14 protein-coding genes are annotated in these 13,496 nt (G+C 62.8%); 8 read left to right on the plus strand and 6 right to left on the minus strand.

What is annotated here, in order from left to right; genetic code table 11:
- Positions 1-591, minus strand: a complete 591-nt coding sequence (locus V5735_RS04985; RefSeq protein WP_423745347.1) for a class I SAM-dependent methyltransferase — start codon at positions 589-591, stop codon at positions 1-3.
- 104 nt (positions 592-695) lie between these two features.
- Between V5735_RS04985 and V5735_RS04990 the strand changes: the two genes are divergently transcribed.
- The 5 genes from V5735_RS04990 to V5735_RS05010 all read left to right on the plus strand — a co-directional run bounded on the left by V5735_RS04990 (position 696) and on the right by V5735_RS05010 (position 4,117).
- The gene (locus V5735_RS04990) at positions 696-1,247 is read left to right on the plus strand and encodes a GNAT family N-acetyltransferase (RefSeq protein WP_423745348.1); all 552 of its coding nucleotides are present in this window, start codon (positions 696-698) and stop codon (positions 1,245-1,247) included.
- Positions 1,248-1,360: 113 nt separating this feature from the next.
- On the plus strand, positions 1,361-2,386 hold the full coding sequence (locus V5735_RS04995) for a thioredoxin domain-containing protein (protein ID WP_423745349.1): 1,026 nt from the start codon (positions 1,361-1,363) through the stop codon (positions 2,384-2,386).
- Between the two features lie 104 nt (positions 2,387-2,490).
- Positions 2,491-3,471 (plus strand): flap endonuclease-1, encoded by a 981-nt coding sequence (fen, locus tag V5735_RS05000; RefSeq protein WP_423745350.1) that lies wholly within the window; start codon positions 2,491-2,493, stop codon positions 3,469-3,471.
- A 40-nt stretch (positions 3,472-3,511) separates the two neighbouring features.
- Positions 3,512-3,808, plus strand: a complete 297-nt coding sequence (locus V5735_RS05005) for a hypothetical protein (protein WP_018128649.1) — start codon at positions 3,512-3,514, stop codon at positions 3,806-3,808.
- Between the two features lie 60 nt (positions 3,809-3,868).
- Positions 3,869-4,117, plus strand: coding sequence for a BolA family protein (locus V5735_RS05010; RefSeq protein WP_423745351.1), 249 nt, complete (start codon positions 3,869-3,871; stop codon positions 4,115-4,117).
- Positions 4,118-4,157: 40 nt separating this feature from the next.
- On the opposite strand, the gene V5735_RS05015 is transcribed toward V5735_RS05010, so the two are convergent.
- The 4 genes from V5735_RS05015 to V5735_RS05030 are packed head-to-tail and all read right to left on the minus strand — an operon-like array spanning position 4,158 to position 8,682.
- Positions 4,158-5,315 (minus strand): ABC transporter ATP-binding protein, encoded by a 1,158-nt coding sequence (locus V5735_RS05015; RefSeq protein WP_423745352.1) that lies wholly within the window; start codon positions 5,313-5,315, stop codon positions 4,158-4,160.
- Between the two features lie 36 nt (positions 5,316-5,351).
- A complete protein-coding gene (locus V5735_RS05020; protein ID WP_423745353.1) occupies positions 5,352-6,287 on the minus strand; it encodes a carbohydrate ABC transporter permease in 936 nt (311 codons plus the stop codon).
- Positions 6,288-6,312: 25 nt separating this feature from the next.
- Positions 6,313-7,299, minus strand: coding sequence for a carbohydrate ABC transporter permease (locus V5735_RS05025; RefSeq protein ID WP_423745354.1), 987 nt, complete (start codon positions 7,297-7,299; stop codon positions 6,313-6,315).
- A gap of 27 nt (positions 7,300-7,326) precedes the next feature.
- Complete coding sequence (locus V5735_RS05030; protein ID WP_423745355.1) at positions 7,327-8,682, minus strand: ABC transporter substrate-binding protein; 1,356 nt, start codon at positions 8,680-8,682, stop codon at positions 7,327-7,329.
- Between the two features lie 191 nt (positions 8,683-8,873).
- On the opposite strand from V5735_RS05030, the gene V5735_RS05035 reads away from it, so the two are divergent.
- The gene (locus tag V5735_RS05035; RefSeq protein ID WP_423745356.1) at positions 8,874-10,286 is read left to right on the plus strand and encodes a class II fumarate hydratase; all 1,413 of its coding nucleotides are present in this window, start codon (positions 8,874-8,876) and stop codon (positions 10,284-10,286) included.
- 54 nt (positions 10,287-10,340) lie between these two features.
- On the opposite strand, the gene V5735_RS05040 is transcribed toward V5735_RS05035, so the two are convergent.
- The gene (locus V5735_RS05040) at positions 10,341-11,264 is read right to left on the minus strand and encodes a hypothetical protein (protein ID WP_423745357.1); all 924 of its coding nucleotides are present in this window, start codon (positions 11,262-11,264) and stop codon (positions 10,341-10,343) included.
- 237 nt (positions 11,265-11,501) lie between these two features.
- Between V5735_RS05040 and V5735_RS05045 the strand changes: the two genes are divergently transcribed.
- On the plus strand, positions 11,502-11,963 hold the full coding sequence (locus tag V5735_RS05045; RefSeq protein WP_423745358.1) for a PH domain-containing protein: 462 nt from the start codon (positions 11,502-11,504) through the stop codon (positions 11,961-11,963).
- A complete protein-coding gene (locus V5735_RS05050) occupies positions 11,960-13,477 on the plus strand; it encodes a PH domain-containing protein (protein ID WP_423745359.1) in 1,518 nt (505 codons plus the stop codon). The genes V5735_RS05045 and V5735_RS05050 overlap by 4 nt, the downstream gene beginning before the upstream one ends.
- Positions 13,478-13,496 lie beyond the last annotated feature (19 nt).

Raw genomic sequence — 13,496 nt, forward strand, 5'->3', positions numbered from 1 at the left:
TTATGGCGTTCCCGGTGTCGGCTTGACGCCCGCGACGGTGTAGTCGAACCCGCGGCTTCGAACGCGCGGAACGAGATTCGCGGCGTCCAACTTCCGAACCAAGGTCTCCGGCGTGACGAACGTCGAGTCCATCCCCAGCAGGTGCTCGCCGCGGACGAGGAACCACCCGCGAATCGTCGCCGGGTTGTACTCGCGGACGATGAGCACGCCGCCCGGCCGGAGGACGCGCTCGACCTCCGCGAGCGTCGCGTCCGGGTCGCCGATGTGATGCAGGGCGTCGGAGACGACGGCGGCATCGACGGACTCGCTCGCCAGCGGCAGTCTCGTAGCGTCGCCGCGCACGCAGGCCAAGCCGTGACCGTGGGCCTGTGCGAGCATCCCCGCCGACGCATCGACCACGACCTCCTCGTTCCCATCCAAGGCCCGAACGGCACGACCGGTTCCCCCGGCGACGTCGGCGATTCGCTCTATCGGACGCTCCGCCTGTTCGAGTCCCTCGCGGAGGACGTCGGAGTCTGATTCCGGCGAGAAGGAGTCGTAAAAGCGCGCGATGCGGTCGAAGTGTCCGATGTCACCGTCGGTAGGGGCCATATTGGAACAACGAGGGCGGGCGCATAAAACCCGGCGGGGACCGACGTTCGTTCTCCCGCGACCGCCCCGATGGATGGATGTGTGTCGCGTCGAAACCAGGAGACATGGAGTTCGCGGTATTGGGTTGGTCGGACGACGGACCGAAGATACGCCTCGACTACGAGCGGTTCAGCTACGCGGGCAAGTTCGTGATGTCGAACACGGGGAAGGCCGTCGCCCGCGCCGAGCGGCCGTCGGAACGTCCGCAGGTGAGCTTCGGCGACGATTCGGTCGTCGCCGCCATCGCGTTCAACGAGGACCGAACCGACGACGGGACGATGTGGCTCCGGTACGTGACCGTGCACGCCGACCGACGCGGCGAGGGCATCGGCCCGAAACTCGCACGATTCACGACGGAGCGGATTCACGACCGAGGATATCACCGCGTGAGAATCGCGGTAAACAACCCCTACGCGTACCAAGCGCTCTACCGGGCGGGGTTCGGATTCACCGGCGAGGACACCGGATTAGCCGAACTCGTCTTGGAACACCCACGTCCCGTAGCGGGGCGCGAGCGCTATCAGGACGGCTTGGACCGCTACCGCGAGCGCGACCTCTCGCCGGGGGAGCGAGCGTTTCTTGCGTCGAAGGAGGGAACGACTCCCCCGCGGGAGTGAATTTCGAGGTCCCTCGCCCGATTCGAGCGCGGTGCGCTTTCGCGGTTCTCGACCCGTTCATTCAGCTATTAACGCCCTATTAACGAAGGTGGAGTATCCCTTTCCATATCGTAGTGAGAGACGACAGAAGAAGAGTGCTCGGCGTCATCGGGGCGGGACTCTCGGCCGGAATTGCGGGGTGTTCGGCCTTCTCGAAAGACGGGAGTTCCGAGACGACGAGCGAACGGTCCGGCGGCGAACAGTCGACTACCACGGAGGGCCCGGCGGCCCCGGAGACGACCGACACCGAAAACGACTCGAAGTCGGCGTCCGACGAGGGTCCCCCGGAGAAGGTCGAACCGTCGCCGAAAGCGTACCGTTCGGTTCCGCTGCCGAGCAAGCCGACCGAGAACGAGTACGCGACGATGGGCGACGACGACGCCTCGGTGACGGCGAAGTTTTACGGCGCGTGGAAGTGCCCGTACACCCACGATTTCGTCCTGAACATCCTACCGACCCTCATCGAGGAGTACGTGAAACCCGGCGACGTGGCCATCGAGTTCCGCGCAGTCGCCTACGAGGACGGCGAAGGGTTCCACGGCCCGGACGAACCCCGCGCCGCACGCGCCGGACTGTCCGTCTGGAACGAGGACCCCAAATCCTACTGGACGTACTTCGGCACGATGTTCCAAAATCAGAACAGTTCGCCGGGATGGGCGACGACGGAGACGCTCGTCCGTATCGCCGAGGAGGCCGACGTGAGCCACCTCTCCAAAATCACCTCGCAAATCGAGGCGAAAAAGTACCAGTCCCAAATCGAACGGACGATGGACCAGGTACACGAGATTTCGATTTCGGCCGTTCCCCGCATCGTCGTCGGCGACACGGTGACGGCACCGACGGTGAACCCGAAGAAGACGAAAGCGCAACTCGACGCCGCGCTCGGACGTGGGTCGGGGTCGGATTCCGAAACGACCACGACGACTACGACGAACGGCGACGACTCCGACACGACCACCACGGATACAACCACAACGACGAATACGACTACAACAACGGGGACGACTACAACGACGGGGACGAGCGACACGACCACGACGACCGACGACGGTTCCGGGACGACGACTACCACGACCACGACGACCGACTCCGGCAGTTAGTCGGTCGGGTTTCTCGCTCATTTTTGTCGTTTTCCGTGTCGCGGGCTCCCCTCGACGCATCGAAGAGGGTGCTTTGAAGCCCTTCCCGCCCGTAGCGTCGCCAAATGGGAAACTCCGCACTTCGACAGCTCGCGTCCCTCGAAGAGATCAGCTTCGACGACATCGAGGGGTCGCTCGTCGCCATCGACGCGCACAACTGGCTCTATCGCTACCTCACGACGACGGTGAAATGGACGCGAGACGAGGTGTACACCACCGAGGACGGGACCGAGGTCGCCAATCTCGTCGGCGTCGTCCAGGGGCTACCGAAGTTCTTCGAGCACGACCTGACGCCGGTGTTCGTCTTCGACGGACACGTGACCGACCTCAAGAGCGACGAAATCGAGGACCGGCGCGAACAGCGCGAGAAACTGGAGGAGCGACTGGAGGAGGCGCGCGAGGAGGGCGACGCAATCGAAGTCGCGCGGCTCGACGCCCACACGCAGCGACTCACCCCCGTCATTCAGGAGACGACGCGGGAACTGCTCGACCTGCTCGACGTTCCGGTCATCGAAGCGCCCGCGGAGGGCGAGGCACAGGCGGCGCACATGGCACGAACCGGCGCGGTCGATTACACCGGGACGGAGGATTACGACGCGCTCCTGCTGGGCGCGCCGCTCACCCTTCGCCAACTGACGAGCAAGGGGAACCCCGAACTGATGGACTTCGAGGCGACACTCGATGAACACGACATCACCTGGGAGCAGTTGGTCGATATCGCCATCCTCTGTGGCACCGACTTCAACGAAGGCGTCTCCGGCGTCGGCCCGAAGACGGCGCTCAAGGGCGTCACAGAGCACGGCGACCTCTGGGGCGTCCTCGAAGAACGGGACGCGTACATCGAGAACGTGGACGTCATCCGCGGGATGTTCCTCGACCCGGACGTGACCGACGAGTTCGAGTTCGACCCGAAGATGGACCCGGACATCGAGGCGGCGCGCGAGTACGTCACCGAAGAGTGGGACATCCGCGAGGACGAAGTGGCGCGCGGCTTCGAGCGCATCGAAGAGAGCATCACCCAGACCGGCCTCGACCAGTGGACGTAGGGCCAGTACGTTCAGGGTGGTCGAGGCGCTACGGTCGATGATGACTGACAGGACGCTCGAACCGAACGAAGTAACGGAAGGGATGGCGGTCGCGTTCGACTGGTCGCCGGAAAAGTCGAGCGGCGGCGGGACCGTCGAGGGGAAGATCACCCGCGTTTGGCAACCCGACGACGACGTTCAGGAGTTCACCGTCGAAGCCGACGACGGGACCGTCTGGAACGTCTACACCGAATACAGACGCCCCCCCGTCGAGCGCGTCGAACTGTCGGGCGACCGCAACGGGACGGAACCGGACGCGAAAACGGTCGGGCGACTCGACGAAATCGTCCGCGCCTGATTCGACCGTCGGCGTGTTCGAACCCGTCGTCTTTTGGTCGCCGACGGAAAAGGGTCGTCCATGAACGCGAACGAAGTCGCCGAACTCATCGAATCCGAACTGGACGACGCGGACGCGACCGTGAGCCACCCGCGGGGCGTCCACGACGAAGACCACCTCGCCGCGACCGTCGTCTCCCCGGCGTTCGAGGGGAAGTCGCTGGTCGAACAACACCAGTTGGTGTACGACGCGCTCGGCGACCACATGACGACGGACATCCACGCGCTCGAACTGAAAACGTACACGCCAGAAGAGTACGACCAGCGGTAGGTCGAGATTTCAAATACCGATTCGAATCAGCGACTCGGAATCAGCGATTCGGAATCGTCGCCTCTTGGTCGAGACGCCGGTTGCGAAGCGCCGTTCCCGTCTCGGCATCGAACAGGTGTATCGCTTCCTCGGGAATCCGGGCGATGACCTCCTGCCCGTCCTCGATGGTTCGCATTCCGCTGAGCGTCGCGACGAAGGTTTCCCGCTCCTCCATCGGTTTCGACTCGTCGCCGCCCGTGAACCGAAGGTAGACGTTGTTCTCGTTACCCATCGGTTCGACGACATCGACGACGGTCCGGAACTCGTGGTCGCCGCTGCCGCTGGCGACGAGTTCCACGTCCTCGGGTCGGACGCCGAGCGTCACGCGCTCGGCGTCGTCGAGTTCCGCTGCCGTCTCCGAGGACAGCGGATATTCGAACCACTCGCCGACGAGCGAATCGCCGTTCCGCTCCATCTCGAAGAAGTTCATCGACGGCTCGCCGATGAACCCGGCGACGAATCGGTTCGCCGGTTGGTGATACGCCTCGATGGGGGTGGCGACCTGCTGGAGTTTCCCGTCGTTGAGGATGGCGATTTTATCGCCCATCGTCATCGCCTCCGTCTGGTCGTGCGTGACGTAGACGGTCGTCACGCCGAGGTCCTCCTGCAACCGCTGGAGTTCGGTGCGCATCTGCGACCGAAGCTTCGCGTCGAGGTTCGACAGCGGCTCGTCCATCAGGAACACTTCCGGGTCCCGGACGATGGCGCGGCCGAGCGCGACCCGCTGTTGTTGCCCGCCGGAAAGTTCGCCGGGTTTGCGGTCGAGGAGGTCCGCGATGCCGAGCATCTCGGCGGCGTCCTCGACCGTCTGCGTGATTTCGCTTTTCGGCATGTCCGTCGATTCCTCCAGCCCGAAGCTCATGTTCTGGCGTACGCTCATGTGCGGATAGAGCGCGTAGGACTGGAACACCATGGCGATGTTCCGCGTCGTCGGCGGCTGGTCGTTGATGACCGTCTCGCCGAGGCGAATCTCGCCAGCCGAGACGGTTTCGAGCCCCGCTATCATGCGGAGCGTCGTCGATTTTCCGCATCCAGACGGGCCGACGAGGACGAGGAATTCGCCGTCGTCGATGTCGACGTCCGCCGAATCGACCGCAACGATGTCGTCGCCGCCGTCGTCGAACACCTTCGTCACGCCGTCGAGTGTGAGCTTAGCCATCCGTACTCCTCCGTTGTGTCGTGTATATCGATATCATTAGCTTGCAACTCCTTTCGCGAACTGGTCTCCGAACAGGACGTAGACGATGAGCGTGGGTATCGCCGCGATGAACGCCCCGGCCATCTGCAGGCCGAACGATTGGATGATACCGCCGCTCAGGTTGTTCAACGCGACCGTCACCGGTGCCGAGGAACCGCTCCCGCTCGGGATGATGACCAGCGCGAACAGGAGGTCGTTCCAGACCTGCGTGAACTGGTAGATGAGCGTCACGGCGAACATCGGCTTCGACAGCGGAAGGACGATGTTCCGGTAGATGCTGAACACGCTCGCGCCGTCGAGTCGCGCTGCCTCCAACATCTCGTCCGAGAAGTTCCGGTAGTACGACCGGAACAGCAGGAACGTGATGGGAATCCCGTACGCCGTGTGCGCGATGATGAGATTGATGAGGTTCGCGTAGTACTCGTGCATGAACGGCAGTCCCCACAGCGGCGAGAGAAGCGCCTGCGTGTCGACGATGGTGAACAACCGTGCGAGAGGCACCAGCACCGCCTGATACGGGATGAAGATACCCGCGACGAACAGCGCGACGATGGGCATCTGGTACTTCCAATCGACGTTGGTGATGCCGTAGGCGGCGAAACTACCGAGCGTCGCCGACAGGACGGTCGCCGGGATGGCCAACAGCAGGCTGTTCACCAACCCGGACTGAAGCTTGTCCAACGCGACGCGCCACGCTTCGAGCGTGAACCCGTCCCCGACCGGGGGGAAGAACGGCAGCGACGTGTTGAACGCGTTTTGGGTCTTGAACGCCGTCATGATGCCCGCTTCCAGCGGTGCGAGGTAGAACGCGACGAGCGCGAACAACACGACGTACAACAGCGCCCTGCTCGCGCTCGTCGTCCGAACGCCGTGTCTCACCCGGTCCGTCCACGTCCGATTTTCTGGGTCGGGTGCGGCCGGTGTTCCGCTCATCGCTGCCTCCGTTGAAGTCGTGTCGTCATAGTTCACCTCGTCGATATTCGTTGTACAGGTACGGCGTCACGACTGCCAGCGCCATCACGAAGAGGACGATGGCGATGGCGGACCCGTACGCCCAGTGGAGCGAACCGAACGCCTCGCGGTACATCATCGTCGCGAGGATGTCCGCGGCGGGACCGGGCTGGCGGCCGAACATCACGTACAGGAAGTCGAACGCCTTCAGCGCGAAGACCATGAGCACGACCGCCGCGCTGACGGTCGAGGCCCGAAGTTGCGGCACGATGACGCGGCGGTACATGCGCCACGTGCTCGCGCCATCGACCCGCGCCGCCTCGAAGTGCTCGTCCGGAATCGCCCGCAAGCCCGCGAGGTAGACGACCATCGCGTACCCGCTGAACTGCCAGATGAGCGCGAAGATGACCGCGGCCAACTTCGTCGTCGGGTCGCTTATCCACTGGTGGGCCAGAAAGTCGAGACCGAAGCTCCGGAAGGTGACGTTGATCATCCCGCTGTTGAAGTTGTACATCCACGCCCAGAACTTCGCCGTCACCACGAACGAGAGGCTCATGGGGAGCAGGTAGATGGTTCGGAACGTGTTCTCGAAGCGGATGTCTCGGTCGACGACGATGGCCAGGACCAACCCGAAGACGAGACACAACCCGGTGAACGCGACGAGCAGGACGAGCGTGTTCCGCGCCGCCGTCCAGAATCCCGGGTCGTTGAACAACTGCCGGTACATCTCGAAATCGAGCGCCGAGAGTTTGTACGTCGGCAGCTGGAACGTCTCGAAATCCGTGAGCGAGATGATGAAGTTCCAGCCGATGGCACCGTACACGAAAAAGCCCATCAGCAGGAACGGCGGCAACCAGAACGGGAGGCTCTGGACGAACTCGCTCGACAGCAGTGACTCGCTCTCCGCGCGCTCGACCGTCGTTCCACCGTCGGCACGGAGCGATTCGTCCTCGCCGGATACCAACCGCTTCAATTTTCTGTATGTCCGTTGCATGTGGAAAAATTGGTATGGGTGTCGGAGTTAGTTGAACGAGTTCGAGAACTGGTTGGCCGTTTTATCGACGTTCCAGTTCGAGATGAACGACGCCATCGCGTCTTTCAGGTTCGTCAGCGTCTCCGGCGTCGTCGCCAATCCGTGGGTGACGGACGGCGGTTGAGATTTCGAGTTCTTGAAGTCATCCATCTGCTGGGAGAGGAACGGCCCGAACTTCTCCTTGGAGACGTCGGTCCGCGGCGGAATCGACCCCTTCTTGGGGTTGAACCGCTCCTGTGCGTCCTTCGAACCCACGTACTGGAGGAACTTCTTGGTCGCCTTCGGCGACGGGTTCTGTTTCGGGAAGGGGAACGAGTCCATGTTGAGCGCGTACATCTTCTCGGTTCCGGGGAACGGAACGTGGTTCCACTGCTTTTCGTACTCGAAGTTCTCCTGTTCGCGGTACATGCCCGCGGCCCAGTCGCCCTGGTGGAAGAACGCGGCCTCGCCCTTGAGGATCTTCTTGTTGGCCTGTTGCCAGTCGAGCGACCCGGCGTCCTTGTTGAAGTGCGCCTTGTACTCCTTGACGATGGAGAGGGCGTTCTTCACGGCCTTCTTGTTCGCATCGACCTTGCCGCTCATCACGGCGTTGTAGGTCTTCACGCCGGATTCGCCGAGGAGGACCTGCGCCCACAGTTGGAGGGTGGACCACGGTGATTTCGTCTGCTGGGCCATCCCGACCGCATCCGTGTTGCTCTCCACCTTCTTCATCGCGGCGGTGAGGTCGGACGGCTTCGAGATGGATTTCGGGTCGACGCCCGCGTCCTCGACGACCTTCGTGTTGTAAAAGAGGTTGTTCAGCCGGTGGATGTTCAGCGGAACGGCGACGAACTTCCCGTCCAGCTTGGCGACGTCCTTCGGACCGCTCCGGTAGGCGTCCTTCATCCCGTTTTCCGACCAGACCGAATCGCTGATGTCGTGGAGGATGTCGTTCTCGACGTAGGGCGTGAGGTTCTTTCCGGGCCACGCCTGCCACGAGCTCGGCGGTTTGCCTTGGAGGACGCGCTTTTTCACGACGTCTTTCAGGTTCTGTCCCGCACCACCCGCGATGGGGTTCGGTTTGACTTCGATGTCCGGGTACTCCTTCTTGAATCCGTCGAGAAGGGCCGTAATCGCGGCGTTACCGTCGCCGCCCGTCCACCAGTGCTGGAGTTCGAGCTTCTTGTAGTCCGTGTTACCGTCCTTTCCGCTTCCGTCGTCGTTCTTGTTTTCGTTGTCGCCGCCGTTGTCGTCGTCGCCGCCGCCGGTGCATCCGGCGAGGCCAGCGACTCCGGCAGTCCCGGCGAGACCCATTCCTTTGACGTACGTCCGTCGATTCAATCCGTTGTCGTTATCGCCTGTCATATTGATGCCTCGGTATGCGTCTATTTACCTATTCGGTAAGAGCTACTTAATTATTTTTAAATTAATTCTACTCCGAGTGAATGCTTACAGCCGCGATAGTGTTTGAATTCAGTCGCTTCGGCCTCGTAGCCCTATTTCGGTAGCCCCGTTTCGATGGGTTTTACGCTCGCCCACATCGACCTTCCACACGCATGAGCGACGAGGATTATCGAATCGAGGAGGACAGCCTCGGGGAGATGAAAGTTCCGGCGGACGCCTACTGGGGCGCACAGACCCAGCGCGCGGTCGAAAACTTCCCCATCTCGGGAATCACGTTCGGGCGGCGGTTCATCCGCGCGCTCGGAATCGTGAAGAAGGCCGCTGCGCAGGCGAACGAGGAACTCGGGATGATCGCGGACGACGAGGCGGAAGCCATCGTCGAGGCTGCGGACGAAGTTATCGCGGGCGAGCACGACGACCAGTTCCCGGTGGATATCTTCCAAACTGGGTCCGGCACGTCCTCGAACATGAACGCGAACGAGGTCATCGCCAACCGCGCCGCCGAAATCTACGGGGAGGAAATCGGGGACCGCGTGATCCACCCGAACGACCACGTCAACTTCGGGCAGTCGAGCAACGACGTGATTCCGACCGCGATGCACATCGCCGCGCTCGAAGCCGTCGAGAAGGACGTGCTTCCGGCCCTCGACACCCTCCGCGAGGCGCTCGCGGAGAAAGAAGAGGAGTACGACGGCGTGGTGAAGACGGGTCGCACGCACCTGCAGGACGCCACCCCCGTTCGCGTCGGGCAGGAGTTCGGCGGCTACCGCTCGCAAATCGAGAAAGGACTCTCCCGCGTCGACCACGTTAGGGACCACCTAAGCGAACTCGCGCTCGGCGGAACGGCGGTCGGGACGGGGCTGAACACCCACCCCGAGTTCCCCGCGCTCGCCGCCGACTACATCAGCGAGGAGACCGACATCCGATTCCGCGAGGCCGACAACCACTTCGAGGCGCAGGCCGCCCACGACGCGATGGCCGAGGCGCACGGCGCGCTCCGCACCGTCGCGGGGTCGCTCAACAAGATAGCCAACGACCTCCGCCTGCTGGCGTCGGGACCGCGCAACGGACTCGGCGAAATCGACCAGCCCGAGAACCAGCCCGGCAGTTCCATCATGCCCGGCAAGATCAACCCCGTCGTCGCGGAAGCCGTCAATCAGGTCCACAAGCAGGTCGTCGGTAACGACACCACCGTCGAGTACGGCGCGGCAGAGGGTCAGATAGACCTCAATCTGTACAAACCCGTCCTCGCGCACAACTTCCTCGAATCGGCGGAGCTCCTCTCGAACGTCAGCGAGACGTTCGCGGACAAGTTCGTGCGAAAGCTCGACGTCGACGCGGAATATTGCGAGGAGCAGGTCGAACAGAGCATGGCGCTCGCCACGGCGCTCAATCCGCACATCGGCTACGACAAGGCGTCGAAAGCCGCGAAGGAGGCGCTCAAGGAGGGCAAGACCGTCCGACAAGTCGTCATCGAGAAGGGGTACCTGAGCGAGGAGGAAGCGAACGAGATCATCGACCCCGAAGCGATGACTCACCGCGGCATCCTCGGACAGGACGAGTAATTAGCCGTCCCGTTTTTTATTCGGCGCGTCTGCCGCGAAAAACGTTGCCTCGCGTCAGAACAGGCTGGTGAAGAAGTTAACGACTCCCTCGATGAGGGAGATGAATCCGCTCCAGAGCTTACCGAAGAAGCCTTGGCTTTCGTTGGATGGCGGAGTCGTCGTCGTCGTCCCCTCCGTCGAGGTGGTCGTCTGTCCCGACCCTTCCGTCGTCTGCTGGGTCGTCTGCGTCGTCGTTTCGGACTGACACGGTTTCGAGGAGATGGTGACGGCCTTGTTCATGTTCAGCTTCGTACGGGTGGGGTTGCTCACGTCACCCGACAACACCTCCCATTTCTTAATCTTGCCGTCGTACACGCCGCCTTCACCCGCCAATACGGCCTGTTTGTTGAACTGCGGGTGAATAGTGAACTTGAAGTCGTTCCCCAGTCCGCGATAGACGGCTCCGTCGGAGCGACCTTCCTGCCACGTCCAACTGACGTTCGCACTCGCGGTTTCCTTGCCGTTCCAGTTGCGGTGTTTCGAGTAGTCGAACGTGTCTCGGTTCGTGGAGGCGTCGTAAGAGTCGTCCTTGACGACGAACTTCCCTTTGACGGGGAGGCTGGTCATCCGGAACGTCACCGCGCCGCCCTTGCCCGCGTCGATTTTGTCGTGAATCATGACGAGGCTGAGTCCCTTCGGTCCCTTGTAGAGGAAGAGGATGCTGGTGTCCTTTCGTTGGAGGTTCTCCGTCCCGAAGGAGGCGTACTTGTACGATGACGGGTCGGTGTCCGGCGTTCGGTAGTCGTAAAACTCCTCGACCGGCAGTCCCGACATCGAGAGCGGTTCGATGGGGATGCATTTCCCGTCCTGTTCGATGGAGAACTGGGCGTTCCCCCCGGATTGGGCATTTGCCGACGAGACGCCTCCGAGTATGGCTGTCGAGGCGACAGTCGCCTGAACGAATCGGCGACGGTTGATAGTGGGCGAGTTCTCGGTCATGCTGTCCACGAAAGGTACGATTTCCCGGCGTCTTTGTTCCACGCCGACTGACTGAAATCAGTACCAGCCGAACGAAACGGTAGGGAAGCCGTACTCCTCCGGTACGGGTGGTATTCCGGCACAGTAAGTGTGACATACCTTTCCAAGGTCGTGCCCCGGCTCGGGGGTGCGTTCGTTCGACGACGCGACCGGTAGACCACGCCTACCTTTATCCCCTATCCACCCTGTCGTGTAGGTATGGAGACACTCAACCCCCGCGTCCGCGTCGTTTGGTTCGTGAGCGTCCTCACCGTCGCTGCGGTCGTCGGCGGTGTGCTCGCCGGGGTTCGTCGGTTTCTCGTCGAGTTCGCGCTCACCCTCGTCGGCGCGGGCGTTCTCATCGCTGCGGTCGTCGGGGTCGCGTACGTCCTGTTCAAGTATCGCACGTGGCGGTTCGAAATCCGCGACGACGACCTGTACCTCGAACGCGGGGTTTTCACCCGCGTCACGACCGTCGTCCCCTTCGTCCGCGTTCAACACGTCGATACGCAACGCGGTCCCATCGAGCGACTGCTCGGCCTCGGCAGCGTCGTCGTCTACACCGCCGGGTCGCGGGGGGCGGACGTGACGATACCCGGACTCACGCCCGAACGGGCGAGCGAACTGCAGGGCCGTCTTCGGAACCTCGCGGTCGAGAGCGAGTACGAGGACGCGGTATGAAGTTACACCCCCGCTCGCTCCCTTATCGGATGCTCACCCGCGGTGGCCGCGTCGTCTCCACCGTCCTGTTCGCCGGATTCGCGACCATCGGCGCGATAGAGTGGTTGACCCTCGAACTCTTCGCGGTCCTCCTGCTCGCCGTCCTACTCGCCGTGATGAGCTGGGAGGTCGCCTACCACCGTCGATTCGAGTACGAACTCACCGACGACTCGCTCGACATCGATTCTGGCGTCCTCTCGCGTCGGCGGCGGGAGATACCGCTCCGCCGAGTACAGAACGTGGACATCCACCGGAACGTCGTCCAGCGAATCGCCGGAATCGCCTCGCTCGGACTGGAAACCGCGGGCGGCGGCGAAACCGAAGCCAGCCTCGAATACGTCGCCTACGAGGAGGCGCGGCGACTCCAACGCGAGATACAGCGCCGGAAGAACGGAACCTCGACCGCTCGGGAGGCGGAAGACGAGACCGACGGTCCGGACGAGGAAGTGCTGTACGAAATCAGTTCGGAGGAACTGCTGTTGCTCTCGGCCGTTTCGGTCGAACCGCGCGCGGTCGGATTGGTGTTTCTCATCGTCCCGTTCGTCACGAGCACGGTGGACCTCGCCAGCGTGACGTTCCTCGTCGGTCTCGCCCAGATAGTGTTCTCCGCGCTCATCCTGTGGGTGAGCAGCGGGATGATAACGTTCGCGCGCCACTACGGCTTTCGGCTGACGCGCGTCGGCGACGAACTCCGCTACGAGCGGGGATTGCTACAGCGCTACAACGGGAGCATCCCGATAGACAAGATACAGACGCTCACGGTCCGGGAAAACCCCGTCATGCGATTGGCCGGTTACGCGGCGCTCTCCGTCGAAACGGCGGGCTACGCACCCGGACAGGGACCCTCCGCCTCCGGCGGGTCCGAGGCGGCGATCCCCCTCGCGGTTCGAAGTCGCGTCCGCTCGCTCGCCCATTCGCTCGAATCGTTCGAGGACCCGACGTTCCAGCGCCCGCCGAAGCGGGCGCGACGGCGTTACACCGTCCGCTACGCAATCGCGGCCGCGCTCCTGACCGGCGTCGCCTACGGTATCGACCGATTCACCGGCCTCGTCGATTTCTGGTACGCGCCGCTCGCCCTCCTACTTCTCGCACCGGTCGCCGGACTGTATCAGTGGAAACATCGCGGCTATCACGTCGGCGACGAACACGTCGTGACGCGAAACGGATTTTGGCGACGGACGACGCGAATCGTCCCCTACTATCGGGTTCAGACGGTCATCCAGCGCGAAACGCTCTTCCAGCGACGGTGGTCGTTGGCGACGGTCGTCGTGGACACCGCGAGTTCCATCGGCTTTCGAAGCAAGGACTCACACGCCGCGGACGTGGACGCCGACGACGCGGCCGAACTCCGTGAACTGGTGACCCGTCGGCTCGGTCGGGCGGTGAAACGCAGGCGGACCGAACGCGGTCGAGAGAACGAGCGAAAACGGGCGGAAGCGGTGTCAGACCAAACGACGGACTCCGAAAACGACTGACCTCCGGGTCGCCACTGTT

This window comes from Haladaptatus sp. SPP-AMP-3 (assembly GCF_049568665.1).
GTDB classification, from domain to species: Archaea; Halobacteriota; Halobacteria; order Halobacteriales; family Haladaptataceae; genus Haladaptatus; species Haladaptatus paucihalophilus.

Excerpts from the sequence above, each read along its gene's own strand:
- V5735_RS05025 (WP_423745354.1), bottom strand. The coding sequence starts at position 7,299 with ATGCAACGGACATACAGAAAATTGAAGCGGTTGGTATCCGGCGAGGAC.
- V5735_RS05020 (WP_423745353.1), bottom strand. The coding sequence starts at position 6,287 with ATGAGCGGAACACCGGCCGCACCCGACCCAGAAAATCGGACGTGGACG.
- V5735_RS05030 (WP_423745355.1), bottom strand. The coding sequence starts at position 8,682 with ATGACAGGCGATAACGACAACGGATTGAATCGACGGACGTACGTCAAA.
- V5735_RS05045 (WP_423745358.1), top strand. The coding sequence starts at position 11,502 with ATGGAGACACTCAACCCCCGCGTCCGCGTCGTTTGGTTCGTGAGCGTC.
- V5735_RS05035 (WP_423745356.1), top strand. The coding sequence starts at position 8,874 with ATGAGCGACGAGGATTATCGAATCGAGGAGGACAGCCTCGGGGAGATG.
- V5735_RS05050 (WP_423745359.1), top strand. The coding sequence starts at position 11,960 with ATGAAGTTACACCCCCGCTCGCTCCCTTATCGGATGCTCACCCGCGGT.
- V5735_RS05015 (WP_423745352.1), bottom strand. The coding sequence starts at position 5,315 with ATGGCTAAGCTCACACTCGACGGCGTGACGAAGGTGTTCGACGACGGC.
- V5735_RS05005 (WP_018128649.1), top strand. The coding sequence starts at position 3,512 with ATGACTGACAGGACGCTCGAACCGAACGAAGTAACGGAAGGGATGGCG.
- V5735_RS04985 (WP_423745347.1), bottom strand. The coding sequence starts at position 591 with ATGGCCCCTACCGACGGTGACATCGGACACTTCGACCGCATCGCGCGC.
- V5735_RS05040 (WP_423745357.1), bottom strand. The coding sequence starts at position 11,264 with ATGACCGAGAACTCGCCCACTATCAACCGTCGCCGATTCGTTCAGGCG.
- V5735_RS05010 (WP_423745351.1), top strand. The coding sequence starts at position 3,869 with ATGAACGCGAACGAAGTCGCCGAACTCATCGAATCCGAACTGGACGAC.
- V5735_RS04990 (WP_423745348.1), top strand. The coding sequence starts at position 696 with ATGGAGTTCGCGGTATTGGGTTGGTCGGACGACGGACCGAAGATACGC.
- fen (WP_423745350.1), top strand. The coding sequence starts at position 2,491 with ATGGGAAACTCCGCACTTCGACAGCTCGCGTCCCTCGAAGAGATCAGC.